The sequence below is a fragment of the Phaeobacter sp. genome, assembly GCF_022825805.1.
Lineage (GTDB): Bacteria > Pseudomonadota > Alphaproteobacteria > Rhodobacterales > Rhodobacteraceae > Phaeobacter.
In genome coordinates, this window is sequence record NZ_JAJDWC010000081.1 from 14,401 (window position 1) to 37,389 (window position 22,989).

Below are 22,989 nucleotides of genomic sequence, written 5' to 3' on the forward strand. Positions count from 1 at the left end.
AGCTGGACGATCGCCCAGCGATTACCCGCCAATTTTCGCTTTGCGTGCTTCGACGATCGAGATGTAGGTGTCGTGGGTCACAGGTTCCGCACCCAGGTTGTCGCCTGCAAAAACGCCGTAGGAACAGTCGGCATCTTTCTCATAGAGAGTGTCCATGAGAGCAGTCATCTTAACTTTGACGTCATGAGGCAGAGCGGAACGCAGGACAACAGGGCCTTCTGGGATAACATCCGATTTCCAGATCTGAACCAGGTCGTTCATGTCTACAAGGCCCGCATCCACGGCGCGGCGAAGAGCCCCGGAGTTGTAGCCATCTTCCCAGTTGCCCTGACCATCGGCCCAGGTCACACCACCGTCAATGTCACCGTTGCTCACCGCAACGATGGTCTGCTCGTGGCCGCCGGTGAATTTGACCTCACCGAAGTATTCACCCGATTCCATTGTGATCCCGTCTTTGTACTGTGGGATCTCGATGGACGGGATCAGGTAACCGGAGGTGGAGTTCGGATCACCAAAGCCAAAGACCTTGCCTTCCATATCGTCAAGCGAGGTGACACCGCTGTCTTTGCGCGCAAAACCAATCGAATGATAGCCGATGGAACCGTCCAGGTTCACCTTGACCAGAACGGGTTCAACCGCTTCGGGATCCTGCAGGTAGGTCGCAGCATAAGACGATGCACCTAACCACGCCATGTCAATGGTGCCGCCCAGCAGACCCTGGATCACGCCATTGTAGTCAGCCGGGGCGAAAACCTTTGTCTCAACGCCCAGTGCTTCTGTCGTGTAGTCAACCAGACACTGGTAGTTGTTGATGCGATCCTGAGCGTTTTCGCCGCCCAATACGCCGATGCGGAATTCGGTGATGTTTTCAGCGAACGCAGCGCCGCTGAGTGCTGTGGTGGCGACAAACGCCGATACGAGGGTCTTTTTCATCAGTCTCTCCAGTTTGGTTTGATGAAGGTGGCCCGCGAAAGGCGCGGGTGATGACTGGCTCAGGCGTAAGCTTTCTGCTGTGCAGACCTGTCCAGTGTTTCGATTTCGGTAGATGTTGCGGCCTCGGAAAAATCCGCCCCTGCCCCATAGATGTCGCGCGCAACACCAGAGGTCAGCTGTGCCGGCGTGCCATCAAAGACAATGCGACCATCGCGCATGCCGATCACGCGATCACAATAACGCCGGGCCGTGTCCAATGTGTGGAGATTGGCAATGACCATGCGGCCATCTTGCTCGTGGATATCGCGCAAGCTTTGCATCACCACTTGGGCATTCATGGGATCCAGCGAGGCGATCGGCTCGTCAGCCAGAATGATCTTGGGATCTTGCATCAGCGCCCGCGCGATGGCGACCCGCTGTTGTTGACCTCCAGACAATGCCTCGGCGCGCTTGGATGCTTGCTCTGCGATGCCCAGACGGTCCAGAATTTCAATCGCTTTATGGATATCAGCTTGCGGATAGAGATTGAACATCGTCGCAAATGTGGACCGCTTGTTCAAAGTGCCGTGCAGCACGTTTGATACCACATCCATACGCGGAACCAGGTTGAACTGCTGAAAAATCATCGCACAGCGCGACTGCCAGTCCCGCTTAGCCGCTCCACGCAAAGCGGTGATTTCTTCACCCTCAAAGGTGATCGTTCCGCTGCTCGCATCGCTGAGACGATTGACCATTCTAAGCAGGGTGGATTTCCCCGCACCAGAGCGTCCAATGATCCCTATCATCGTTGGTCGGTCGACAGAAACCTGCGCTGCATCAACAGCTGTATTTTGTCCAAACCGCTTTGTCAGCGCATCGATTTTCAGCATATCGCCCCCAATGTTTGGGGCGGTAATATTGGCGCTACGCTACAGCTGCGTGGCAGTTTTGATTCAGTTTATTGGCAATTGAGCAAAAGATTTGTGACAGGCGAAGGTCTCGTCTCACACGCAACCAACCCGCGTAGGATGTGCTCAACTGGGTTTTATCCACAGGGCGTCATGATTTTGTTACAAAACGCGGCCCGATCCTGTTAGCATACTGCCATGCGTACAAGTTCCCTATTTGTATTGGCGATCTCTGTCGCCCTGCCAACAGTCGCCCATGCGAAAATGACAGACGTCAGCTGCGACGACAGCGCGCGAATGACCAATATGCTCCAGGACGTTTTGGGCGCAGAACGTCAGGGCATCGGCCTGCGCGATCCGGAAACCATGCTGGAGGTTTGGGTCACTCGCCGGAGCGGTGATTGGATGATTGTCCAGAACTACGCAAACGGCACATCTTGCATCGTTGCCATGGGCGAACACTGGGAAGGCGCCCCGATGGAACCAGCCTAAGCGGCCCCAGCCCCGAGCCCATAGCCCCGAGCTCACGGCCCCGAGCCCGCGAACGTGAACCTTCCAACGTGACGCTGCCAAAGTGAGCCCGGACACCTAACCGATCCCAAATCGCCTACCTGCTTGCCGCCGCCGCAATCCAACATAGGTTCGGGGCTATGACGAGGTTGATGATTATTCTTCTGTGCCTGCTCACCGCCTGTGGACGCGGTGTGCCGGATGATGCGCGTATCATAGTTGCCGGGGATTCCGTGATGGCGTGGAACCGCGGTGCGAACCAATCTGTCGCCGCCCGGCTGAGCGCGCGACTGCAGCAGCCCGTTGGGGACGTGTCGCTGTCGTTTGCCCGTATCACCGATGGACCCAGCCTTTTGAACCGCGGCCCTTTGAACATTACCCGTCAGGCCGAGCCGCTGCGGGCCGAATGGGTGATCCTGAACGGTGGTGCCAATGATCTGCGGGCCAATTGTGGCTGCCAGAGCTGTAACGCCACTCTGGATCAGTTGATCACGCGTGATGCAAGCGATGGCGCCATTCCCACCATGGTTAGGAAGCTCCGCCAAACAGGGGCCCGCGTCATCTGGGTCGAATATTACACGGCACCGCGGTTCGCCAACAGCGGCTGTCTGCGCCCCTACCGACAGTTTGAACAGCGCCTAGCGCGCATGGCTGCGCAAGATGCCGGGGTAACGCTGATTGATCTGGATGCAACATTTTCACCGCAGAACACCGCGCTCTTTGCCGCCGACAGACTGCACCCTTCTGCACTTGGTTCCGATCTCATCGCCGCAGCAATTGCGGCCGTTCTGCAACCTCAGCTGCGCGCGTCTACGACGCGCTAAATAGCCGAGCGCTCCTCGCAAGGGGCACTTGGCCGATCACTGACGTTGAATGCGCAGCACCAGAGGAACGATGGCCACGATCAACAGCGCCGACAGGATAAATGGCGCGCCGGGGAAGTAGATCGAAGTGCCGTTCACGTAATGCTCGAACAATCCCGTTAAGGTGAGCGGCGCCAGAACCGCCGCCACCGAGGTTAGGGAGGCAATGACGCCTTGCACCAGACCCTGCTGGTCCTCGCCCACCCGGTTGGCAGCAAAAGCAGTCATCAAAGGCGGCGCCATATCCGAAAGGGCCGCAATGGGCAAAAACAGGATGACGGCCCAGACAGCGGTCGAAAACCCAAAGCCGATCATGCCGACCACCGCAGCCGCCACCGCCAGCACCAGTGTCGGGTAATCCCCCAACCTTTTGGTGAGGCGCGGCAGAACGCCCGCCTGCACGATGGCAATCAATACGCCATAGCCTGACAGCGTCAAACCGATGGTAAAGCCATCCCAGGCAAACACCTCGCGCCCCCAGAAGGCCCAGAGCGTCGGGTAGACCATATTGGCGAATTCAAACACAAAAATACAGATCAACGGGATCGCCAGCCCCGGGGTCAGAAAGGCCCGCCCGATGCTGCCAAAGGGGTTGAGATCACGCCGACCGAACGGGCGGCGGTTTTGCTTTTTGAGCGATTCCGGCAGGATAAACAGCCCAAACAGCACATTGAGCGCCGACAAACCCGCCGCGATCCAAAAGGGCGCCGTGACATGAATGCCCGAGGCCAGCCCACCAAGAGCCGGGCCAAGGACAAACCCAATTCCAAAGGCTGCGCCAATCATGCCAAAACTTGCGCTACGCTCTTCCGGTTTCGCGATATCAGAGATGTAGGCGGTCGCCGTGATATAGGTCGCCCCCGCCAATCCGGCGATGATACGCCCCACCAGCAACAGCCAATAGGTCGGCGCCAACGCCATGATGATGTAGTCCAGCGTCAGCGTCACCAGCGCGACAAGCAACACCGGCTTGCGCCCATAAGCATCCGAAAGGCTGCCAATGATCGGCCCGAACAAGAACATCGTGGCCGCATAGGCCGACATCATCACGCCGCCCCAAAACGCGCCTTCGGCAGTGCTGCCAGCGCCAACCCGATCCATGAGATCGGGCATGATGGGAAACACGATGCCGATACCGATGGCATCGATCATCAGTGTTGCGAGGATAAATAGGAAGGGACCGCTCAGTTTCATGCTGCCAAACGACACAGGATGACCCGAACTTACAAGCGCTTTGTGCGATCTGATCAGCAATTTCACCAAATACCGATCCACCGTGACGCAAAAGACCGGAGCTTGCGCCCCGGTCTCTATCAGTGATCCTTATCGCTTGTCCTCAGCACCGCTGTGCGAGGGATCAGATGATCAGAAGGTCTTCGTCAAAGACACTTTGAAGGACCGACCCGGGGCTTTGCGGCTGGAGGAAGACAGGTGGCCGACGTAATCCTCATCCAGGACATTCTCGATCCCGGCGCGCAATTCGGTACCTTCCAGCAAGCCCCGGTCCGGACGCCAGGTGGCGCGCAAATTGTGCAGGGTCACATTGGGCAGATCATTGCGCAGCGCGTCACGGCGGTTGGACGAATGGACAAACTCCCAGCTCACGTCCAGCCAGTCATCCCATTTCCGCCCAACGGTGACCTGCAGACGATCCGCCGCTGTGTTGCGCCACACCCGCGATGTGCCATCGGGATTGTTTTCCGTGCCATCAGCAATCTGACCGGAAAAATCGACATAGGTACCATTGGCAACACCATAGGACCCTTCCAGTTCAAACCCGCTGGAGTCCACATCCCGCAGATCAAGACCATTGGATCCAGGCACCGTATAGCTGGTGACGTCATACAGCTCGGTGTCGTAGTAGTTGCCGCGCACGGTGAAGCTATCGCCGCCGACGAACACGTCATTGCCGGTATACTCCGCCCCAATTTCAAAGGTGCGGGATTTTTCCGACAGGTTGATGCGGCGCTGCGCGGTGGCACTGGTCCCAAGATCGTCGATGATCGGCAGACCTTCGGTATACGCGGCGCTGCCGAAGACGGAGAAGCCATTGGCAAATTCGTACCGCAGGGCAAGACCACCCATCAGCGCGTCACTGTCATAGGAATCCGGCACTCCCGCCAGCGGCAGGGCGCTGTCGATCTCGGAACTTTCATAGCGCAGCGCCGGCGTCACAGAGAGCCCACCAATCGACATTTCGTTGATCACAAACAACGCAAACCGGTCGTTGGTGCCACCGGGTGCGCTGGCTGCTGTGTTGTCAGCCCGCTCGCGACGCTGCAGCTCAAAGCCAGCCAACAGATCATGCGAGACAGATCCCGTGGTGAACAGCGAGCGGTTGGTCACAGTCAACTTGGTTGTCTCATACCGCTGGTCAGCATTGACGGTGCTAGACAGGAACGGAAACGACGGTGTGCCTTCCAGGATCGAGGAGCCGGGCACGTAGTCATACTCAATCTTCTGATCGGCATAGGACAGGTTTGCCCGCAGATCCCAACGATCATCATTTGGGTTGAACCGGTATTCCAGAACGGTTTGCGATGTATCTGTCAGCCGGTCCACATTCCCGAACACACCATCGTCGGTCACAAACTGATCATAGGGCACATCTTTGTCATCCGCTTCGGTTTGCGAATGGCTAAGTGTCAAGGAATGCGCGTTGTCCTGGCCGAAGGAATACTTCCCCTTCAACAAGAAAGACGGGGTTCGGAATGCACTGTTGCCGATGACACTGCCATCGCCTGCTTCCAGATCTTCCTGATCACGCAAGGAATAATTCAACAGCAGTTCGACATTTTCATTCGGCATCCACGCCAGATTGGTGGAGGTGACCCAGCCATTGCCATTGGAGCTGAACTCAAAGGTCTGCGACCCGCCAAAGCCCGGAACCCCATCGGTGAAATCCGAGGCGTCTTTGGTTTCCAGTTTGACGACACCGCCGACAATACCAGAGCCGTAGGCAAAGCTGCCGATGGTGCCGCGCAGCACCTCGACTTCGCGGTAGAGCAGCGGATCGGTGAACAGCTGCGTGCCGATGCGGTACAACTCCTCGGACCCAACACTGGCCCCGTCAATCTGGACAGCAATTTTCTGGTCGGAGCCAAATGTCGTATTGGCGCCAAAACCGCGGATGTTGATCCCGGATCCTTGCGGTGTGGTGCCATTGACCAACGTCACACCCGGCACCGAATCGATCAACTGGGCCACGGTGCTGGCCTGACGGTCCTGGATCTCTTCTTCATCCACCACCGTGCGCGGCAGCGCGGTGCCGAAGGTCAAATCCCGCTTGCCGGGCGTCAGAACAATTTTGCCTAGAAAAACAGGTTCCTCTTGGGCGACAGCAGGCATCGCGACAGAAAGACATACAAGCGCGGTCGTCCCGCGCAACAGAGGCATAAGCATTTAGCCATCCTTGTGATTGGTCAGGGCCGTAACTTGCAAGGGCTGGCTTAGCGGCGTGTGTGAATGAGTGGTGCTGAGCGGACCAGCTGTCACCTGATCCAATCGGGTTGCAGCGGTACTCTATCCATACTAAAACAGTCAAGTAATTTGCGACAGCCACGCACCTCAGCAGTGTGACGCCATCCGATCGGTCCATAGCTGCGAGGATCTCATGACTGATGGCTCCCCCAAAACGGCCAAAGACATACGCCGTTTCCTAACCGAAAACCCAACGAAACGCGCGCGCGATGCCGCTGATTCCCTTGGACTGCGCGAAGCCCAACTGGTCGCAGCCCTCTGCGGGCATGGGGCAGTTCGCATTGATGCGCACCCCGACCGTATCATTCCGGCGGCTGAACAACTGGGGAAGGTCATGGCCCTGACGCGGACCGGCGACTGTGTCCACGAAAAAATCGGCGAATACGGCAACTATCACAGCGGTGAACATGCCGCGATGACCCTGACCGAAGACATCGATTTGCGGATTTTTCCCAAACACTGGGTTCATGCCTTTGCCGTCGAAACAGAAGGTGAAACCGGACCACGCCGGTCGCTGCAGATCTTTGACGCCGCGGGCGATGCGATCCACAAAATTCACCTGCGTGACACCTCCCACCATGAGGTCTGGCCCGATCTGGTGCAAAGACTCGCTCTCGCAGATCAAGGTGACACCCAAGATGTCGCCGACCGCGTCCCAACGGAGGCGGCAAAATCGCGGTTGGACAAGGTCGACACCCTGCGCAGCGAGTGGCGCAAATTGACCGACACCCACCAATTTCTGCGCCTCTGTGCGAAATTGAAAATGAACCGCCTTGGCGCATACCGCATCGCGGGTCACGCGCTCGCCCGGCCTCTGTCGCCGGACGCGGCCTCTCAGGTTCTGCAGCTGGTGCGCGATGCGGGCATTGAAATCATGCTCTTTGTCGGCAATCGCGGCTGTATCCAAATTCACACCGGACCCATCCACACACTAACACCGATGGGGCCCTGGCAGAACATCATGGACCCCGGGTTTAACCTGCACATCCGCTTGGACCGTATCGCAGAAATCTGGGCCGTCGAAAAACCCACCCAACGCGGCCCCGCCGTATCGGTCGAAGCCTTTGACGCAGACGGCGGGCTGATCTTTCAGATGTTCGGCCTGGGCAAAGAAGGGCGCGACAGCCGGGATGCCTGGGGCCAAATCGTGGCGCAGCTGCCCACCCTAAAAGAGGAGCAACTGGCATGAGCGGCAAAAAGGATGGATTTGCGATCTTCGCAGCGATTTGGACCGCGCTTCTGGGGTCCTTTTTCGCCACCGCCGTCAGCACCCAAAACGCCAGCACGCAGGCCGCACCCCATGCAGATGTGTTGTCAATCGGGGGCTCGGTCACCGAAATCGTCGCGGCACTGGACCAACAACACCGGCTAAAGGCGCGCGACACCACATCGGTCTACCCGCCCGAGGTCGTCAATCTGCCAAATGTTGGCTATATGCGGGCGCTGTCCCCAGAAGGCGTGCTGTCTGTTGGCCCCGAATTGATCCTGGCAGAAGAGGGCTCTGGCCCACCCGAGGCGATTGATGTCATCCGCGCGGCCAACCTGCCGTTTGTGGAGGTGCCAGACAGCTACACTGCGCAGGGTATTGCGGATAAAATCACCATCATCGGCGCAGCACTCGACGTGCCAGACAAAGCGCGAGAGCTGTCGACGCAGGTGCTCGCCGATATGGAAGCCGCACAGCAACAGAGCGCGCGGGCACCAGACACCAAGAAACGCGTCCTGTTTATCCTCTCCACACAAGGCGGGAAGATCAACGCCTCCGGTGTGGGGACGGCAGCAGATGCAATCATCCAAATGGCCGGCGGGATCAATGTGATCGACAGCTTTGAAGGCTACAAACAGATCTCTGACGAGGCTGTGGGCGCGGCGGCCCCCGATGTCATCTTGATGATGGACCGCGGTGGCAACCACGGTGGCACCAACAGTGACCTGTTTGCCATGCCCGCATTGCAATTGACCCCTGCGGCCGAAACCGAGGCTGTGGTGCGCATGAACGGTTTGCTGCTGCTCGGCTTTGGTCCGCGCACCGCCGAGGCAATCGTACAGCTAAACACCGCGCTCTATGGCGAAGGAAGCTGAGCCGTGGTGGCCATAAGTCAGACAGGATTGCCGCCCAAGACCCGATATGCCAAAGTCAGGTCCCTGCATTGGGTTCTGATCTGCGCCCTCGTGGTCTGTGCCGGGCTCAGCTTGCAAATCGGCGCAACCGACGTGCAGTTCACCACCATCTTGTTCAAAGCTGCGAGTGGCCAGGTGTTGAGCCCCGCAGAACAGGTGGTGTTCTTTGACATCCGGTTGCCGCGATTGGTGATGGGCTGCCTGGTTGGTGCGGCCCTTGCGGTCTCAGGCGCTGCAATGCAGGGATTGTTTCGCAACCCGCTTGCTGATCCGGGCATTGTTGGCGTTGGCGCCGGGGCGGGTCTGGGCGCGATCGTCGCCATCGTTCTGGGCGCTTGTCTGCCGCTGTGGATCCAAGAGGTTACTGGCAATCAGCTGGTTCCTGTTGCGGCGTTCCTGGCCGGGTGGGGCTCCACCCTGTTGCTGTACCGGGTGTCGACACGCAATGGCCGGACCTCGGTTGCAACCATGCTGCTGGCAGGCATCGCCCTTGGCGCATTGGCAGGCGCGATATCGGGCATCCTTGTCTACGTCGCCGATGACCGGCAGCTGCGTGATCTGACATTCTGGGGCCTTGGGTCCCTTGCCGGGGCCAGCTGGGCCAAGATCGTTGCCGCGGGACCCATGATCTTCCTTTCCATCGCGGTGGCCAGTTATCTTGGCCGCGGTCTCAATGGGCTGGCCCTGGGCGAAGCAACCGCCGAACACATCGGCATCGATGTACAGCGGCTGAAGTCCATTGCCATCCTGACCGTCGCGGGCGCCACCGGCGCCGCCGTTGCCGTATCCGGTGGGATTGGTTTCATCGGCATCGTTGTGCCCCATTTGTTGCGCCTGGCCACAGGGCCCGATCACAGAACCCTGTTGATCAATGCCGCACTGGTTGGTGCGATTTTGCTGATCCTCGCTGATGTCATCGCCCGCGTGGTCATTGCACCCGCAGAATTGCCCATCGGCATCGTCACAGCGGTGCTGGGCGCGCCCGTGTTCCTGTGGATCCTGCTCAAACGTCGAGGCCTGGTTGAACTATGAGCTTTCACGCACGCAATATCCACGTCAGCTATGGCCACCATCAGGCCCTCGCGGGCGTCAGCCTCCACGCCAAAGCAGGCGAGGTGACCGCCATTGTCGGGCCGAACGGATCCGGGAAATCCACCTTGCTGGGAGCGATGACCGCCACCCTGCCCTATGAGGGTGAGGTCTCCCTGAACGGTCGCAGCGTTGCAGGTCAAAAACCTTGGGAGCTCGCAGCGCAACGCGCGGTCTTGCCCCAGGCCTCCAAACTGGCGTTTCCCTTCACCGTGATCGAAGTGGTGCAGATCGGGCTGCACGCCGGAACCGCCGGGGCACAAACAGATGTGCCGATGCACGCGCTCGCCCGCGTCGGGCTGAGCCACTATGCACACCGCAATTTTCAGGATCTGTCAGGTGGTGAGGCACAACGCGTCATGCTTGCGCGGGTCTTGGCCCAGGTGTGGGCCCCGGTACAGGCCGGAACCCCCCGGTGGTTACTGCTGGACGAACCCGTCTCCAGCCTCGATATCGCGCATCAGCTTCAGGTGATCGACATCGCACGTGATTTTGCTGCGCGCGGCGGAGGGGTGATCGCGGTGATGCATGATTTGAACCTCACGGCATTGTTTGCCGATAAGGTTGCCATTTTGGCCGCGGGCAAATGTCTCGCCGTCGGAACCCCAACCGAGGTGTTGCAGGACGACATCCTCTCCCGGACCTATGGTTGCACCCTGCGGGTTTGCGCACCACCCGGCGATGAACGGCCCTATATTCTCCCTCATGCCGCTTCGGCCTAACCCGGCAAAAGGACACACCACATGCGCTTTCCGCTTTTTGCAGTTGCAGTGATCGGCCTGCTGTCTGCCGCCTCAGCCCAGGCAGCACCCGACGCAGATATCGTCATTCTCGGCGAGGTCCACGACAATGCCGCCTCCCACCAGGGTCAAGCTAACGCCCTGCGCGCACTGGCCCCAAAGGCTGTTGTCTTTGAAATGCTCACCGCCGAGCAAGCCGCCGCCGCGAATGCAAACCCTGCCGACCTCCCTGCGATATGGGCCGAAGGCGCCTGGCCGGACTACGCGCTTTATGCGCCGATCTTCGATGCGCTGGGATCCGCCACGATCGTCGGAGCCGCCGCCCCCAGATCGGAGATCGCCGTCGTTTATACCGATGGGGCCGCCGGCCTCTTTGGACCCGACGCCGCGCAATATGGGCTCACCGAGCCGCTGCCAGCAGCGCAACAGTCCGAGCGCGAAGACCTGCAGTTCGCCGCACATTGCGAAGCAATGCCCCGCAATCTGATGGCCGGTATGGTTGACGTGCAGCGCTATCGCGATGCGGTCTTTGCCCGTGCCGCGCTGACGGCGCTCTCCACTCATGGTGGGCCGGTTGCTGTGATTGCAGGTAACGGCCATGCCCGCACGGATTGGGGCATCCCCGCAGCGATCAAACGTGCAGCCCCAGAGGTGCGCACCCACGCCATCGGATTTGTCGAACACGATACGGGCACGCCCTTTGATGACATCCGACTTGTTCCACCGGCACAGCGGGGCGATCCCTGTGCCGCCCTTCTCAGCGACTAAGGACACCACCATGTATCTCGCGATGAACCGTTTCACCGTCACCACCGAAAACGCCGCCGCCTTCGAAGAGCTGTGGCTGAACCGCGACAGCCATCTGCAGGAAATGGACGGCTTCGTGTCCTTCAACATGCTGAAAGGTCCAGAAGACGCAGGCCAGGTGCTCTATGCCTCCCACACGGTGTGGCAGAGCGAAGACCACTTTCGCGCCTGGACCAAAAGCGAACAGTTCCGCGCAGCTCACGCCAATGCGGGCAAAACCCAGAAGTTACACGAAGGCGCGCCCAAGTTCGAAGGGTTCAGCTCCATCCAGGCCATCGCAGCCGACTGACCTGTCCAGGTTTGTGGCTCTACAGGCGTCGCAGATCCCTGCGGCGCCTTATTGTATTGGCGCGCCGGGTTGGGCGGTCTGCGACAACGTCACATGGCGATACACGCCGTTTTAACTTGACTGAATTAGTAAGAAACAGCTAGCTGGATCTTGAAATTCGACACTTTCAGTCAGAAATAGATGCAGACAGCCCCGCATCCACGGCAACGGTCCCCAGACCAACCTGCCGGAAGATGCGACAACACACAGATAGCGAGGACCTTATGCCCAAAGTGCCCAGCCCCTGTATCAGCGTTTGTAAATTCAAACGAGACGGCCATTGCATTGGGTGTTCGATGACCAAGCAGCAGAAATCTATCTTCAAGAAATTGAAGAAGAATTCCCATCGCGAGGCCTATGTCGATCTTGTTGCCGCACAGCAGAGCGTTATGGGCCGCTACACCCACTGGGACATCGCGTACCGCAAGAAATGCGCGAAAAAGAAGGTCTCTCTGGCAGTCCTGAACCGCGAGGAAGCCGCCTAGACCCCTGCCCTGCACGGCCACAAACTCGGTATCAGCGACAGATGATCCCGGCCCCTACATCGCGAATCGCATCACCCAACCAGAAAGCACCGCACCCCAAGATGACCGCCGTTGCCCGCCTGATTTCGGACAAACCGCTCAGCCAGCCAGTCGCTGATCCTATTACGCCCGATCCGCTGCTGGACTTCCTGCGCACCGTGGCGCGCGGTGCGCGCTGCAAAGGGTATGTTGATCTGTTCGGCGCCTGCGCTGCCCTTTCCGGCAATCGCACCGTGGCTGCTCAGGCCGCGGCAGAGGTGCTGGTGCGCGGCCTTGTGCATGCCCTCGGCAGGCGGCCCATCCTGTATCGCAATGGTGAGCGCGAGCAATCCTTTGATGAGCGCTGGCTGATGGCCCTGGCCGATGGGCTGCGCCGCGACCACACACCGAGCGTTACGTTTCTGCTGCATTCCCGGGTGCCAAAACACGCCCATCGCAATCTGATTTTCCTGCTGCGCAACGTAGTCGACAATTTCTGTCTAGATTAGAATTATTCTAAAAACTCTTGAGACCTCCTGAAACCCGCACTATGTTCGCTACCAACCGCAGCGATCAAAATTCAATTTCAGGAGGCTCAGATGACTCAGACAGCCCAAGCATTATCGACAGACGCAACCACCAAAATTGCCGACGCACTGAACCAGTGTGTGGCCGAAACCGCTGTCACCACCATGCTGGCCCAGAATTTCCACTGGAATGTTACCGGCATGGCCTTTGGCCCGCTGCATGACCTGTTCCAGAAAATCTACGAAGACCATTTTGTTGCCCAGGATGATCTGGCTGAACGGGTCAAAGCCCTGAACGCCCACGCCGAAGGCACCCTGGCCGGTATGCTGAAGCGCTCCAAAATTGCCGAAGCCGACAGCGTGCCAAGCGCGGAAGAGATGATCCGCCTGATGAAAGAGGCACAGGAAACCCTGGCAGAGACGCTGGCAGGCGCCGGTGAACTGGCCGCAGAACATGGCGACACATTGACCGAAGATCTCTGCATCGCACGCGGTCAAACTCACGAAAAATTCGCCTGGTTCCTGCGCGCGCACCTCAGCTGATCAGCTGCTCACAGATTTAGCCAGGTACCTCCGCCCAAAACGACACGGACGCCCAGCCAATAGCACCCGCCACAGCCCCGTTTTGTGGCGGGTTTATTTTTCCAGAGGCGGGCATCTGGCCATTTCAAACAGGCGCATGGGTCTGACACACCCATCTGGTCCAGGCAGATCGTTTTCGCACAAATTTCGACTACATCAGCCTGCCCAAAAGATACCGAAACCCATGGCTTGACCACACACCTCGGCCCAGGTTTTGATCAAGTTTCGCCCCAGTCACAGCCCAATTCAGAAACAGAAATCGCGCAGGCGACGCTTTGTTAACGTCTTGTTAACTATGCCATTCTTTCTTCGTATTTTAGGACAATTTTAGTCAATTTTGGTGGGTTCAAATCTACTGGAAATTGATTTGAAGGTTCCTGAAACACCATGCAGTCGACCCACATTACCTACGACAACCTGGAGCAAACCGGCGGCGTGTTTACCCGTTTGCTGCGCGCCCGCCATCGCCATTTCAACGAACGCAACGATTGGGATCTGCCCCACGCCCGGGGGATGGAATTCGATCAATACGACACGCCTGAAAGCGTCTATTGCGCGATCCATGATGACACTTCGGTGAAGGCAGGCTTCCGCCTGACCCCCACCACCGCCCAAAGCATCAATGCCAGCTACATGTTGCGCGACGCCCAATTGGGCCTTCTGCCGGGCCTGCCAAACACCCTGCTGGACACCCCCGCTCCGCGCGATCCGGATGTCTGGGAAATCACCCGCGTGTTTATCTCGGACGAATTGCTCAGCCACGAGCGCAAGACCGTCTACCGCGAGCTGGCGTCAAACCTGGCGAGCATGGCCACCGCCTTGCAGGTGCGCTCTTTTCTCTGCCTCACCTCGGTCACGGCAGCCTTGTTGACCCTGAAGGTTGGCTTCCACATGCACCCGGCCGGTCCGAAGTGTGAAATCGCGGGCGAGCTCTGCCAGGCCTACAGCCTGAAACTGCGTCATTACCCCGCAAGCATGGCGGCCGCCTGATCCCGATCCGATCGAAATCTGCGCAACTGAGCCGCATACTCGCGTTGCGCAGCACGGTGTCTCTGGTGTGTTTTGGTCGAAAGTGAGCATTTGCTCACATTTTTTCACGCATAAACTTGACAAAAACACTTGGCAAATTTACGCCGACGCTAAGCGCCATTTGCGCAAACGCCAGAGCAGCTGTCCACCTGACAGCCCCCCTCAAGCCAATCATTGAAAAGCCATGCTGCTGCACTCCTGCGGTCCCGTTTTTGCGCGGCCCGCCAGGCTGCGGCATCGAACGATGTTGCGTCCAACCCGACGCCTTGGGATCAAGACCGTGCCGATTAAACAAAAACACCTTCGCCCCAGCTATCTGGCCATCATCCTTGCGACCACAGCGCCCGCCGCGCTGGCCCAAACCGCCGACAATCCGGTGATCCTGCGCAAGATCGTGATCTCGAACACCTCGGACCCAGCGCTGAAATCCGTCGAAACCTATGCCGCCGAAGCGGCCAGCACCGCGACCCGTGGCCTCGAAGGGGATCTGGCCACCACACCCCGCTCCGTCAGCGTTGTGTCAGAACGACAAATCACTGATCAGGCTGCAGGCTCGGTGGAAGATGCCATCGCCTATCTGCCCGGGGTGACAGTGCAGACCTTCGGCCTCGACAACCGGTATGATCAATACGCCATCCGCGGCTTTGACGCGCAAAACGCCGGGATCTACCGCGATGGCATGCCGCTGCGGCTGTTTGGCTGGGGCGCCTGGCGCACCGAAACCTTTGGTCTGGAACGTATCGAAGTTCTGCGCGGCCCAACCGGCAGTCTCTATGGCGCCAACCAGCCCGGTGGACTGGTGAACGCGATCACCAAACGGCCCGATTTCGAGACCGGAACAGAACTGACCACGCGGGTCACCGAACATGGCGGCGCAGAGGTCGGCATCGACACCAAAGGTGTTTTCTCTGACACGCTGGCCTATCGTTTCGTCGGATTGACCGGCGAAACCGGCACCATTTTTGATGAGGTCGACGAAAGCCGGATCTACCTGGCGCCATCGCTGACATGGTCACCGACAGACCGCACCAATCTGACCGTCTTTGCCCAGTACCAAAAGGATGATGTCGGCGACACCTATATCCTGGCACCGCAATACGGCACACAATTGCCCAACCCGGTGCTAAGCTATGGCAATGATTTCTACACCAACAACCCCAACCGCAACACCATTCAAACCACCCAAAGCTACGTTGGGTATGAATTCGACCACACGTTCGACAACGGGCTGACCTTCCGGTCGCGGGCGCGCTATGCGGACAATGACTGGCTGAACCAGACCGCTTATGCCGGAGCGTTCTACTCCTCCGCCGTCTTGGCCGGGCTGCCCCCGGTGCCCAACGGCATCGACACCGCAACGCTGGTGGATTTCGATGTCGACCAACGCACCAAGCAGATCAGCTTCGACAATGCGCTGTCGACTGATGTCAATTTCGGCGCGGTCACCGGTACGGTCATGGCGGGGATTGATCACTACAGTGCCGATTACGACAACACCTACGCCTTTGGCTATGGCGGCACATTCTTCCTGCAAACCGGCCAAATCACACTGCTGCCTGGCGTGCCAACGACCCCAGCTGTCACCGTCGAAAGTCAGGACATCAAACAAACCGGTCTCTATGTGATCGGGAACCTGAATGTGGGCGATAACCTCGTGGTGGATGCAGGTCTGCGCCACGATCGTCTGGATATCGACGGCAGCCAGAACGGCGTCCGTCAGACCAATGACCAGTCCTTCACCAGCGGACATCTCGGTCTGTCCTACGCCCTGAACGAAGAGATCACGGTCTACGGCAATGTGGCCAAATCCTTTGCACTGCCCCCATCCGGTTTCAGCGTCACAGGCCAGCCCCTGGACGTCGAAGAAAGCCAATCCTTCGAGCTTGGCGCCCGGTTCCGCCCTCTCGGCACAAACTCCCTGCTGTCGATCGCGGTCTTTGACATCCGCAAAACCAACACAGCGCAAAGCGTTGCGGGCATCCCCGGCGCATTTGAACAAGTGGGCGAGGTGCGTTCTCGCGGGGTCGAGCTGGAAGCGAACTACAACTTCGAGAATGGCTTGTCCGTTCTGGCCGGCTACACCTACATCGACGGTGAAATCACCAAAGACAGCGCCAACCAGGGCAACGCTCTGGCACGGATCCCGGAACACGCAGCGTCGCTGTGGCTGAACTATGAGGTCGCTCAGGTGCCTGGTCTGCGCGCAGGCATCGGTGCACGCTACACGGGCGCGCGTTTCTCGGACAGTGCGAACACCCCTGCCTTCGAACTGGATGATGTGACCGTGTTTGACGCCTCTGTCACCTACAGCAAGAACGATTGGACCGCGACCTTGGCCGCCAGCAATCTCACCAACGAAAGCTATGTGACCTATTGCAACCCGGCCAGCGTAAGCGCCCTGCCCTCGCCAGCCCTAGCACCACAGGGCGCGGGCTGCGCCTTTGGCGCCGGTCGGACCGTGTCCTTCACCCTCAGCCGCCAGTTCTAAGCAGCCTGGTCCAGTCCCACCGACAGGCCCAGTCAATCACACTCGGCCTGTCGATCACAAAGAAACACTCAAACAAGCACCCAGACCAGCGTCCAAACCGGGGCGCTGGTCGCCGTTCAACCGCCTGAAGAGGACACCCGCATGTTTCGCCATCTGCTCTTGCTCGCGCTGGCCTGCGTTGCATCAGCCTGCTTCGCAACCGGGCCCGCCCAGGCCGCGGATCCAACGCAGCAGTCCGCGCAAACAGAGCCCTTCCCGGTTGAGATCACCCATCGCTACGGCACCACCCGGATCGGGGCACCACCACAGCGTATCGTCAGTATAGGGTTCATTGACCATGATTTTCTGCTGTCTCTCGGCATCCGCCCCTATGCGCTTCGCAATTGGTACGGGGGCCAACCCTTTGGTGTCTGGCCCTGGGCCCAGGAGGCACTTGGCGAGGCCGAACCCATTGTCATGCACGGTGAAATCGACATTGAGCAGATTGTCGCGCTGCAGCCGGATCTGATTGTCGGGCAATGGTCCGGCATCACACGGCGGGAATATCAGATCCTGTCGCAGATCGCCCCGACCCTGCCACCGCAACCCGGCTTCGGTGACTACGGCATGCCCTGGCAGGAGATGTTGCGCACTCTTGGCCGGGCCACCGGGACATCTGCCAAAGCCGCAGGCATCATCGCCGATCTCGACGCTCGGTTTGCGGCCGTGCGCCGCGACCACCCCGACTGGGCCGGCCAATCCGCCGCCATCGTCTGGGCAGGCCAAACCGGCGCCTACACCGCTCGGGACATACGCGGCAGGTTTCTCGAAAACCTCGGGTTTGTGATCCCTGACACCATCAACACGCGCGGCACCATGGATAATTTCTATATCCTGATCCCGGACGAAGACCTGTCGCCCATAGACGTGGATGCCCTGCTGTGGATCGATGGTGGCGGCACGGCCAACAGCCTGCATGCCAAACCGCTGCGCACCACCATGCGCGCCCATAAAGAAGGGCGAGAGGTCTATATCAATCCTCTGCTTTCCGCGGCGCTGTCCCACTCCAGCCCGCTCAGCCTGTCCTTTGCCCTGGATCATATTGTCCCGCTCGTGGAGCTGGCCGCAGACGGCGACCCCGCCACCATCGTGCCCAGCTCCGCTGACATCGGCATCACACCCGACCTGTCCACAGTCACCCGCGCAAAAGGGACCACGCCATGAGCCTGTCGCAAACCGCGCCCGATATCACTGTCATCCCCGCAGACAGACGCATGCTGTGGCTGCTGCTGAGCGGCCTTGCCATCGTGGGCCTGTCGCTTCTGGCGCTGCGGTTTGGCCTGCGCACCATGGGCTGGTCCGATATCATAGCCGCGCTGCGCAGCTATGATGCGACCAATCCGGATCACATCACCCTGCTGGAAATCCGTCTGCCACGTCTGATCGGTGCTCTGATCGCTGGGGCCGCGCTTGGCGCCTCGGGTGCGTTGATCCAGGGGTTGACCCGCAATCCCCTCGCCGATCCGGGCTTGCTGGGGCTCAATGGCGGGGCCGCGCTTGGCGTGGTGCTCTGTATCTTTGCCCTCGGCATCACCGATCCCGCCCAGTTCATCTGGGCCGCGATGCTTGGCGCAGTCAGTGCTGCAGGCCTGGTTCTTACACTCGGCGGCGGGACCAAAGGCACAACGGTCCGGCTGATCCTGGCAGGGGCTGCGGCCAGCGCCCTCTTCATGGCCTTGACCCGCGGTTTGCTGATGATCAGCCAACAGGCGCTGGAGGTTTATCGATATTGGGTGCTTGGCGGGTTCAACGGCATTGATGTCGCCACGGTACAGACCCTGCTGCCGTTCTTCGCAGTTGGCGCCCTGCTGGCCGCGATCGCAGCACCCGGTCTCAACGCGCTGTTGCTGGGCGAAGACACCGCCCGCAGCCTGGGGCTTCGGGTCGGGCTCATCCGTATTCTGGCGATACCGGCCACCCTCTGCCTATGTGCGGCCACTGTCGCCATGGCGGGGCCCATTGCCTTTGTCGGGCTGATCGTGCCGCATCTGGCGCGGGCGATATCCGGGCCGGACATGCGCTGGGTTCTGCTGTTTTCCACCACCATCGGTGCCGCTTTGATGATCAGCGCAGATCTGCTGGGCCGTTTGCCCCTGCTGGGCAGCAACATGCAGGCCGGAGTGCTGGCGGCCATGATAGGCGGCCCAACCCTGATCGCTCTGATCCTGTTCAACAGATCCACACCGCTTCAAAGAGGAGCACGCTGATGACTGTCGCCTCCGGTTTTGTCACCCTGCGGCTGGCCAGCCTGTCCTTTGTGCTGTCCTATCGCGCAGCGATATTGGGGACGGTGCTGCTTGCCGCGCTGCTCATTGCCGCCGCAAGCGCCGCGCTGACAGGATCCTACCCGCTGCCCGCAGCGCAGGCCTGGGCCACCCTGCTCGGCCAATCGAACAACACCGCCGACCAGGTGATCCTGCTGGATCACCGCTTGCCCCGGATCCTGACCGCCCTTGGCGCGGGCGCTGCTTTCGGTCTCTCGGGGGCGATGTTCCAGACGATGCTGCGCAACCCGCTTGCCTCTCCGGATGTGATCGGCTTCACCTCCGGCGCTGCATTCGGAGCGGTGATGGCGCTGGTGCTGACCGGGGGTTCGATCCTGCTGGGCGCACTGCTTGGCGGTGCAATCGCCGCTCTCCTCGTGATCGGGCTGAGCTGGTCTGCAGGCCTGCAACCCAACCGGTTGATCCTGATCGGCGTTGGCGTCAGCCTGTTTCTGACAGCAGCCAGCGATCTCGCCATGGCGTCGCTCGACGCGCTCACAGCCGCAGACATGGCCCGGTGGCTGATTGGCACGCTCAACGCCCGCAATTGGACAGATGTCGCAGTGGTCTGGGGGGTGTTTGCCGCCTTGTTGCCGGTGACGCTCTGGCTCAGCTTTGCGCTCAATCGGCTCAACCTGTCGGATGACACGGTCACCAGCCTCGGCTTGCCGCTGTCGCCGCTGCGCCTCACGATCACCGTTACCGGCGTTGTGCTGGTTGGCGTTGGCGTCGCGGTGGCAGGCCCGTTGCCGTTTGTTGCCTTCGTCGCTGGGCCCATTGCCCGCCGTATCATCGGGGGCGGCCGCCCTGCAATACTCGCCGCCGCCGCGACAGGCGCGCTGGTCACCCTGCTGGCCGATGTTGCAGCCCGCGCCATTCCACTTGTGCATCTCCCGACCGGGGTCTTCACAGCCCTGATCGGCGCCCCGGTGCTGATGTGGCTCCTGCTCGTTCAAACCCGCAAAGGAACCCTCTGATGGATCATCCCGCCCGCCTGAAGGCCCAGGACATTTCCCTCGCGTTTGCCAAAAACACACCGGTTCTGCGCGATCTCAGCGTTGATATTCCCGATGGGAAAATCACCGTGATCATCGGCCCCAACGCCTGTGGCAAATCCACCCTCTTGCGCAGCCTCGCCCGGCTGCAACCCACAGATACGGGCGAGATCAAACTGGATGGCACATCCATCCGGCGGCAAAACAGCCGCGCGGTTGCGCGCCAACTGGCGATCCTGCCGCAAAACCCAACTGCGCCAGAGGGGTTGAGCGTGCGGGATCTGGTCAGCCGCGGGCGCACCCCCTACCAGAGCGCGCTGCGCCAATACGGCCATGATGATGCCAGCAAAATCGATGAGGCGCTGGCCATGACCGGCATGTCCCACAACGCGCATCGCCCGATTGATGCCCTGTCAGGTGGTCAACGCCAACGGGCCTGGATTGCCATGACTCTGGCCCAAGACACCGAGATTTTGCTGCTGGATGAACCAACCACTTTTCTCGATCTGCCCCACCAGATGGAGCTACTGAAACTGGTGCAACAACTGAACACCGACACAGGGCGCACCGTGGCGATGGTGTTGCATGACATCAATCTTGCCGCCCGTTTCGCCCATCACATCATCGCGCTCAAAGACGGTCGTGTTCTGGTGGAGGGAACGCCGGATGAGGTGATCACCACAGCCACGATGGCAGAGATTTTTGATCTGTCCTGTACGATCATCGCTGATCCGGTCAGCGGCACCCCGCACGTGATCCCCACCTGATCCCATCTGAGGAGAGGAACAAATGACCGTCCATCCCGACTTTCCGCTGAGCACCGAAGCCACCGCACGCGGCCTGCAGTTTTCCGCGATGCGCCAGTTGCTGCTGCACGAAGCGCAAGAACACGAACTGCCCGTGAGCGAAAACACAGACAGCCGGGTGGTCGTCGAAACCCCATATGGGCTGTTTCGCATCGAACCCCAGGACGATGGCCCGAAAATACATCTTTGCGCCGCCAAGCCGGATTGGCTGTTCATGTTGAAAGACGGGTTGATCGAACACCTAACGCCGTTTGCACCCGAGGTGGCGGCCAATCTACGCTGGAGCAACACCGGAGAAACCGGGGACACAGGGCCTTTCCCCCCTGCCTTTCAGTTCACAAAAATCCTGTCGATCACCCCAGTGGGGACATCGTTTCTGCGCGTCGTGATCGAGGTGCCGGATCTGTCCAGCTACGGCGATGATGCGATCCATTTCCGGGTGGTGCTGCCCCCCAAGGATCTGGTGGATGTGGAATGGCCCAGCCTCGCGCCGAACGGATCCGCACAATGGCCCAAAGGTGACAAGGCGCTTCATCGGCCCGTCTATACGGCCCGCTGGGTGAACCACGAGACCCGCCAACTGGCGTTTGATGTCTTTCTCCATGATGGCGGCCGCGTCACCGACTGGGCCCGGACGGCGACCGTCGGCGCAACGCTGGCCATCAATGGGCCGGGCGGTGGTGGGCTGGTGAACAGCGCGCAGATCCTGCTGTTTGCCGATGAAACAGGATTTCCAGCCGCCGCCCGCATCCTGGAGGCGCTGCCAGATGAAACCACGGGCCACGCAGTGTTTATTGCCGACACTGGCGCAAACTGCGCCTATCCGATCACCACACCTCCGGGCGTGTCGGTCCGCTGGCTGAACCGCGACGCAGATGCGCCCAGCCTCCTGTCCGTGGCCGAGCCTCTGATCGCCGCGCACCCCAACCATTTCCTGTGGTATGCCGCCGAAAAATCAGAGGTTCAGCAGTTGCGTGCCAGCCTTCCGAACACGGCAGCAGACCGCGAGAGGCGTTATGTTGCGGCGTATTGGACGGATGACGGATCAAACCAGTGACCCGCATCTGTCCAACATAGGCGGGTCCGGGACCACCGCTCCCTCGGTATGGTCCTAGACCCGCCTCAATGATCTCTGCGCTCGCTGTCACCGCCAGGTTGCGGGCGCTTTTGCTCTACAGCGAGGCTGCGGACCGACTGGCCTGATCATATTGGCCGGACAGAACCCGCAACCGCTGCGCCACCACCCGCAGATCTCGCCCCTGTTTGTCCGAAAACAATCCTTCCAACAGCATCGGGTTGCTCTCACCGCCATCCAGCAGACATTCCCGACGGATATCGCGATAACGATCGCACAGCGCCATCCCCGTCGGCGAGCTGCGATAGAACACCTCTTTGCCGCGCTTTTGCGAACTGACCAGCTCTGCTTTCACCAATTTGCGCAGCGCGTAGGTGACGGTGTGGCTGTCTTCGATGTTCAGCAGAAAACAGATATCGCTGAGCCGCTTGTCACGATCGCGGTGATTGACGTGATGCAACACCAGGATTTCCAGCGCGCTCAGATCCGCCTGCCCGGCGGCCGCCATGCAACGGGTTGTCCAGCGGGAAAACGCGTTGAAAGCAATGATCAGGCCGAATTCCAGCTCTGACAGCTCCCACCCTTCCCCTTCCGCCAGATGGCGCGAGGATACGATCCGCCGCCGATCCGGTTGCGCGCCAGTTTCCGTATCTCGCTCTGTCTCTGGCCCTGTCTCTGGATCAGGCAGGTCCGGTTTTTCTGGTGCTGGCTGTTCTGGGTCCTGCATGGCTGATCTCCACGACTTCCAAGGCCTTGTCTGATCCCACCTACCCCACCTGGTTCAACTGAACGCAGACATATGCAGGGGTCAGTTTCTGGGGGCAGACAAATCGGCCGCTCGATAACGTTGACAATTTATCGACAATATGCCAGCAAATTGCAATCAATATCCTTCACGCGCCCTGCTTTCCCTCATTTTGGCC

General features: G+C 59.8%; 23 protein-coding genes. 18 read left to right on the plus strand and 5 right to left on the minus strand.

Annotated features, from left to right (window positions below):
• Positions 1–21: 21 nt before the first annotated feature.
• Positions 22–933 carry a phosphonate ABC transporter substrate-binding protein gene (gene phnD, locus Q0C28_RS08800; protein ID WP_293574901.1) on the minus strand — a complete coding sequence of 304 codons (912 nt, stop codon included), beginning with the start codon at positions 931–933 and terminating at the stop codon, positions 22–24.
• 59 nt (positions 934–992) lie between these two features.
• The gene (gene phnC, locus Q0C28_RS08805; RefSeq protein WP_293574903.1) at positions 993–1,802 is read right to left on the minus strand and encodes a phosphonate ABC transporter ATP-binding protein; all 810 of its coding nucleotides are present in this window, start codon (positions 1,800–1,802) and stop codon (positions 993–995) included.
• 216 nt (positions 1,803–2,018) lie between these two features.
• Between phnC and Q0C28_RS08810 the strand changes: the two genes are divergently transcribed.
• Positions 2,019–2,312, plus strand: a complete 294-nt coding sequence (locus Q0C28_RS08810) for a hypothetical protein (RefSeq protein WP_293574905.1) — start codon at positions 2,019–2,021, stop codon at positions 2,310–2,312.
• A gap of 170 nt (positions 2,313–2,482) precedes the next feature.
• Positions 2,483–3,154, plus strand: coding sequence for an SGNH/GDSL hydrolase family protein (locus tag Q0C28_RS08815; protein WP_293574907.1), 672 nt, complete (start codon positions 2,483–2,485; stop codon positions 3,152–3,154).
• A 36-nt stretch (positions 3,155–3,190) separates the two neighbouring features.
• Here the strand turns inward: Q0C28_RS08815 and Q0C28_RS08820 are convergent, their stop codons facing one another.
• Positions 3,191–4,387, minus strand: coding sequence for an MFS transporter (locus Q0C28_RS08820; protein WP_293574909.1), 1,197 nt, complete (start codon positions 4,385–4,387; stop codon positions 3,191–3,193).
• A gap of 171 nt (positions 4,388–4,558) precedes the next feature.
• Positions 4,559–6,595 (minus strand): TonB-dependent receptor, encoded by a 2,037-nt coding sequence (locus tag Q0C28_RS08825; protein WP_293574911.1) that lies wholly within the window; start codon positions 6,593–6,595, stop codon positions 4,559–4,561.
• A gap of 211 nt (positions 6,596–6,806) precedes the next feature.
• Between Q0C28_RS08825 and Q0C28_RS08830 the strand changes: the two genes are divergently transcribed.
• From Q0C28_RS08830 to Q0C28_RS08905, 16 genes are all read left to right on the plus strand, one after another.
• Positions 6,807–7,862, plus strand: a complete 1,056-nt coding sequence (locus Q0C28_RS08830) for a ChuX/HutX family heme-like substrate-binding protein (protein ID WP_293574913.1) — start codon at positions 6,807–6,809, stop codon at positions 7,860–7,862.
• A complete protein-coding gene (locus Q0C28_RS08835) occupies positions 7,859–8,755 on the plus strand; it encodes an ABC transporter substrate-binding protein (RefSeq protein WP_293574915.1) in 897 nt (298 codons plus the stop codon). Before Q0C28_RS08830 ends, Q0C28_RS08835 begins: the two co-directional genes overlap by 4 nt.
• Before the next feature lie 3 nt (positions 8,756–8,758).
• Positions 8,759–9,826: an iron ABC transporter permease gene (locus Q0C28_RS08840; RefSeq protein ID WP_293574917.1), complete on the plus strand. Its 1,068-nt coding sequence runs from the start codon at positions 8,759–8,761 to the stop codon at positions 9,824–9,826.
• The gene (locus Q0C28_RS08845; protein WP_293574919.1) at positions 9,823–10,605 is read left to right on the plus strand and encodes a heme ABC transporter ATP-binding protein; all 783 of its coding nucleotides are present in this window, start codon (positions 9,823–9,825) and stop codon (positions 10,603–10,605) included. Before Q0C28_RS08840 ends, Q0C28_RS08845 begins: the two co-directional genes overlap by 4 nt.
• A gap of 21 nt (positions 10,606–10,626) precedes the next feature.
• Positions 10,627–11,391: a ChaN family lipoprotein gene (locus Q0C28_RS08850; protein ID WP_293574921.1), complete on the plus strand. Its 765-nt coding sequence runs from the start codon at positions 10,627–10,629 to the stop codon at positions 11,389–11,391.
• A 10-nt stretch (positions 11,392–11,401) separates the two neighbouring features.
• Positions 11,402–11,719: an antibiotic biosynthesis monooxygenase gene (locus Q0C28_RS08855; RefSeq protein WP_293574923.1), complete on the plus strand. Its 318-nt coding sequence runs from the start codon at positions 11,402–11,404 to the stop codon at positions 11,717–11,719.
• A gap of 263 nt (positions 11,720–11,982) precedes the next feature.
• A complete protein-coding gene (locus tag Q0C28_RS08860; RefSeq protein ID WP_293574925.1) occupies positions 11,983–12,243 on the plus strand; it encodes a DUF1289 domain-containing protein in 261 nt (86 codons plus the stop codon).
• Positions 12,244–12,344: 101 nt separating this feature from the next.
• Entirely contained in the window at positions 12,345–12,770 is a 426-nt protein-coding gene (locus tag Q0C28_RS08865) for a hypothetical protein (RefSeq protein ID WP_293574927.1), read from the plus strand.
• 90 nt (positions 12,771–12,860) lie between these two features.
• Complete coding sequence (locus tag Q0C28_RS08870) at positions 12,861–13,331, plus strand: DNA starvation/stationary phase protection protein (protein WP_293574929.1); 471 nt, start codon at positions 12,861–12,863, stop codon at positions 13,329–13,331.
• Positions 13,332–13,757: 426 nt separating this feature from the next.
• Positions 13,758–14,360: an acyl-homoserine-lactone synthase gene (locus tag Q0C28_RS08875; RefSeq protein ID WP_293574931.1), complete on the plus strand. Its 603-nt coding sequence runs from the start codon at positions 13,758–13,760 to the stop codon at positions 14,358–14,360.
• A 319-nt stretch (positions 14,361–14,679) separates the two neighbouring features.
• Positions 14,680–16,887, plus strand: coding sequence for a TonB-dependent siderophore receptor (locus Q0C28_RS08880; protein WP_293574932.1), 2,208 nt, complete (start codon positions 14,680–14,682; stop codon positions 16,885–16,887).
• 141 nt (positions 16,888–17,028) lie between these two features.
• Complete coding sequence (locus Q0C28_RS08885; protein ID WP_293574934.1) at positions 17,029–18,090, plus strand: iron-siderophore ABC transporter substrate-binding protein; 1,062 nt, start codon at positions 17,029–17,031, stop codon at positions 18,088–18,090.
• The gene (locus Q0C28_RS08890; protein WP_293574936.1) at positions 18,087–19,133 is read left to right on the plus strand and encodes an iron ABC transporter permease; all 1,047 of its coding nucleotides are present in this window, start codon (positions 18,087–18,089) and stop codon (positions 19,131–19,133) included. Before Q0C28_RS08885 ends, Q0C28_RS08890 begins: the two co-directional genes overlap by 4 nt.
• A complete protein-coding gene (locus Q0C28_RS08895; protein ID WP_293574938.1) occupies positions 19,133–20,167 on the plus strand; it encodes an iron chelate uptake ABC transporter family permease subunit in 1,035 nt (344 codons plus the stop codon). The genes Q0C28_RS08890 and Q0C28_RS08895 overlap by 1 nt, the downstream gene beginning before the upstream one ends.
• Positions 20,167–20,952, plus strand: a complete 786-nt coding sequence (locus Q0C28_RS08900) for an ABC transporter ATP-binding protein (RefSeq protein WP_293574940.1) — start codon at positions 20,167–20,169, stop codon at positions 20,950–20,952. The genes Q0C28_RS08895 and Q0C28_RS08900 overlap by 1 nt, the downstream gene beginning before the upstream one ends.
• A gap of 22 nt (positions 20,953–20,974) precedes the next feature.
• Positions 20,975–22,048 carry a siderophore-interacting protein gene (locus tag Q0C28_RS08905; RefSeq protein ID WP_293574942.1) on the plus strand — a complete coding sequence of 358 codons (1,074 nt, stop codon included), beginning with the start codon at positions 20,975–20,977 and terminating at the stop codon, positions 22,046–22,048.
• A 115-nt stretch (positions 22,049–22,163) separates the two neighbouring features.
• Here the strand turns inward: Q0C28_RS08905 and Q0C28_RS08910 are convergent, their stop codons facing one another.
• Positions 22,164–22,793, minus strand: coding sequence for a winged helix DNA-binding protein (locus Q0C28_RS08910; protein ID WP_293574944.1), 630 nt, complete (start codon positions 22,791–22,793; stop codon positions 22,164–22,166).
• Positions 22,794–22,989 lie beyond the last annotated feature (196 nt).

Excerpts from the sequence above, each read along its gene's own strand:
- Q0C28_RS08855 (WP_293574923.1), top strand. The coding sequence starts at position 11,402 with ATGTATCTCGCGATGAACCGTTTCACCGTCACCACCGAAAACGCCGCC.
- phnD (WP_293574901.1), bottom strand. The coding sequence starts at position 933 with ATGAAAAAGACCCTCGTATCGGCGTTTGTCGCCACCACAGCACTCAGC.
- phnC (WP_293574903.1), bottom strand. The coding sequence starts at position 1,802 with ATGCTGAAAATCGATGCGCTGACAAAGCGGTTTGGACAAAATACAGCT.
- Q0C28_RS08900 (WP_293574940.1), top strand. The coding sequence starts at position 20,167 with ATGGATCATCCCGCCCGCCTGAAGGCCCAGGACATTTCCCTCGCGTTT.
- Q0C28_RS08890 (WP_293574936.1), top strand. The coding sequence starts at position 18,087 with ATGAGCCTGTCGCAAACCGCGCCCGATATCACTGTCATCCCCGCAGAC.
- Q0C28_RS08810 (WP_293574905.1), top strand. The coding sequence starts at position 2,019 with ATGCGTACAAGTTCCCTATTTGTATTGGCGATCTCTGTCGCCCTGCCA.
- Q0C28_RS08825 (WP_293574911.1), bottom strand. The coding sequence starts at position 6,595 with ATGCTTATGCCTCTGTTGCGCGGGACGACCGCGCTTGTATGTCTTTCT.
- Q0C28_RS08865 (WP_293574927.1), top strand. The coding sequence starts at position 12,345 with ATGACCGCCGTTGCCCGCCTGATTTCGGACAAACCGCTCAGCCAGCCA.
- Q0C28_RS08845 (WP_293574919.1), top strand. The coding sequence starts at position 9,823 with ATGAGCTTTCACGCACGCAATATCCACGTCAGCTATGGCCACCATCAG.
- Q0C28_RS08870 (WP_293574929.1), top strand. The coding sequence starts at position 12,861 with ATGACTCAGACAGCCCAAGCATTATCGACAGACGCAACCACCAAAATT.
- Q0C28_RS08875 (WP_293574931.1), top strand. The coding sequence starts at position 13,758 with ATGCAGTCGACCCACATTACCTACGACAACCTGGAGCAAACCGGCGGC.
- Q0C28_RS08910 (WP_293574944.1), bottom strand. The coding sequence starts at position 22,793 with ATGCAGGACCCAGAACAGCCAGCACCAGAAAAACCGGACCTGCCTGAT.
- Q0C28_RS08820 (WP_293574909.1), bottom strand. The coding sequence starts at position 4,387 with ATGAAACTGAGCGGTCCCTTCCTATTTATCCTCGCAACACTGATGATC.
- Q0C28_RS08815 (WP_293574907.1), top strand. The coding sequence starts at position 2,483 with ATGATTATTCTTCTGTGCCTGCTCACCGCCTGTGGACGCGGTGTGCCG.
- Q0C28_RS08850 (WP_293574921.1), top strand. The coding sequence starts at position 10,627 with ATGCGCTTTCCGCTTTTTGCAGTTGCAGTGATCGGCCTGCTGTCTGCC.
- Q0C28_RS08835 (WP_293574915.1), top strand. The coding sequence starts at position 7,859 with ATGAGCGGCAAAAAGGATGGATTTGCGATCTTCGCAGCGATTTGGACC.
- Q0C28_RS08860 (WP_293574925.1), top strand. The coding sequence starts at position 11,983 with ATGCCCAAAGTGCCCAGCCCCTGTATCAGCGTTTGTAAATTCAAACGA.
- Q0C28_RS08830 (WP_293574913.1), top strand. The coding sequence starts at position 6,807 with ATGACTGATGGCTCCCCCAAAACGGCCAAAGACATACGCCGTTTCCTA.
- Q0C28_RS08905 (WP_293574942.1), top strand. The coding sequence starts at position 20,975 with ATGACCGTCCATCCCGACTTTCCGCTGAGCACCGAAGCCACCGCACGC.
- Q0C28_RS08885 (WP_293574934.1), top strand. The coding sequence starts at position 17,029 with ATGTTTCGCCATCTGCTCTTGCTCGCGCTGGCCTGCGTTGCATCAGCC.
- Q0C28_RS08895 (WP_293574938.1), top strand. The coding sequence starts at position 19,133 with ATGACTGTCGCCTCCGGTTTTGTCACCCTGCGGCTGGCCAGCCTGTCC.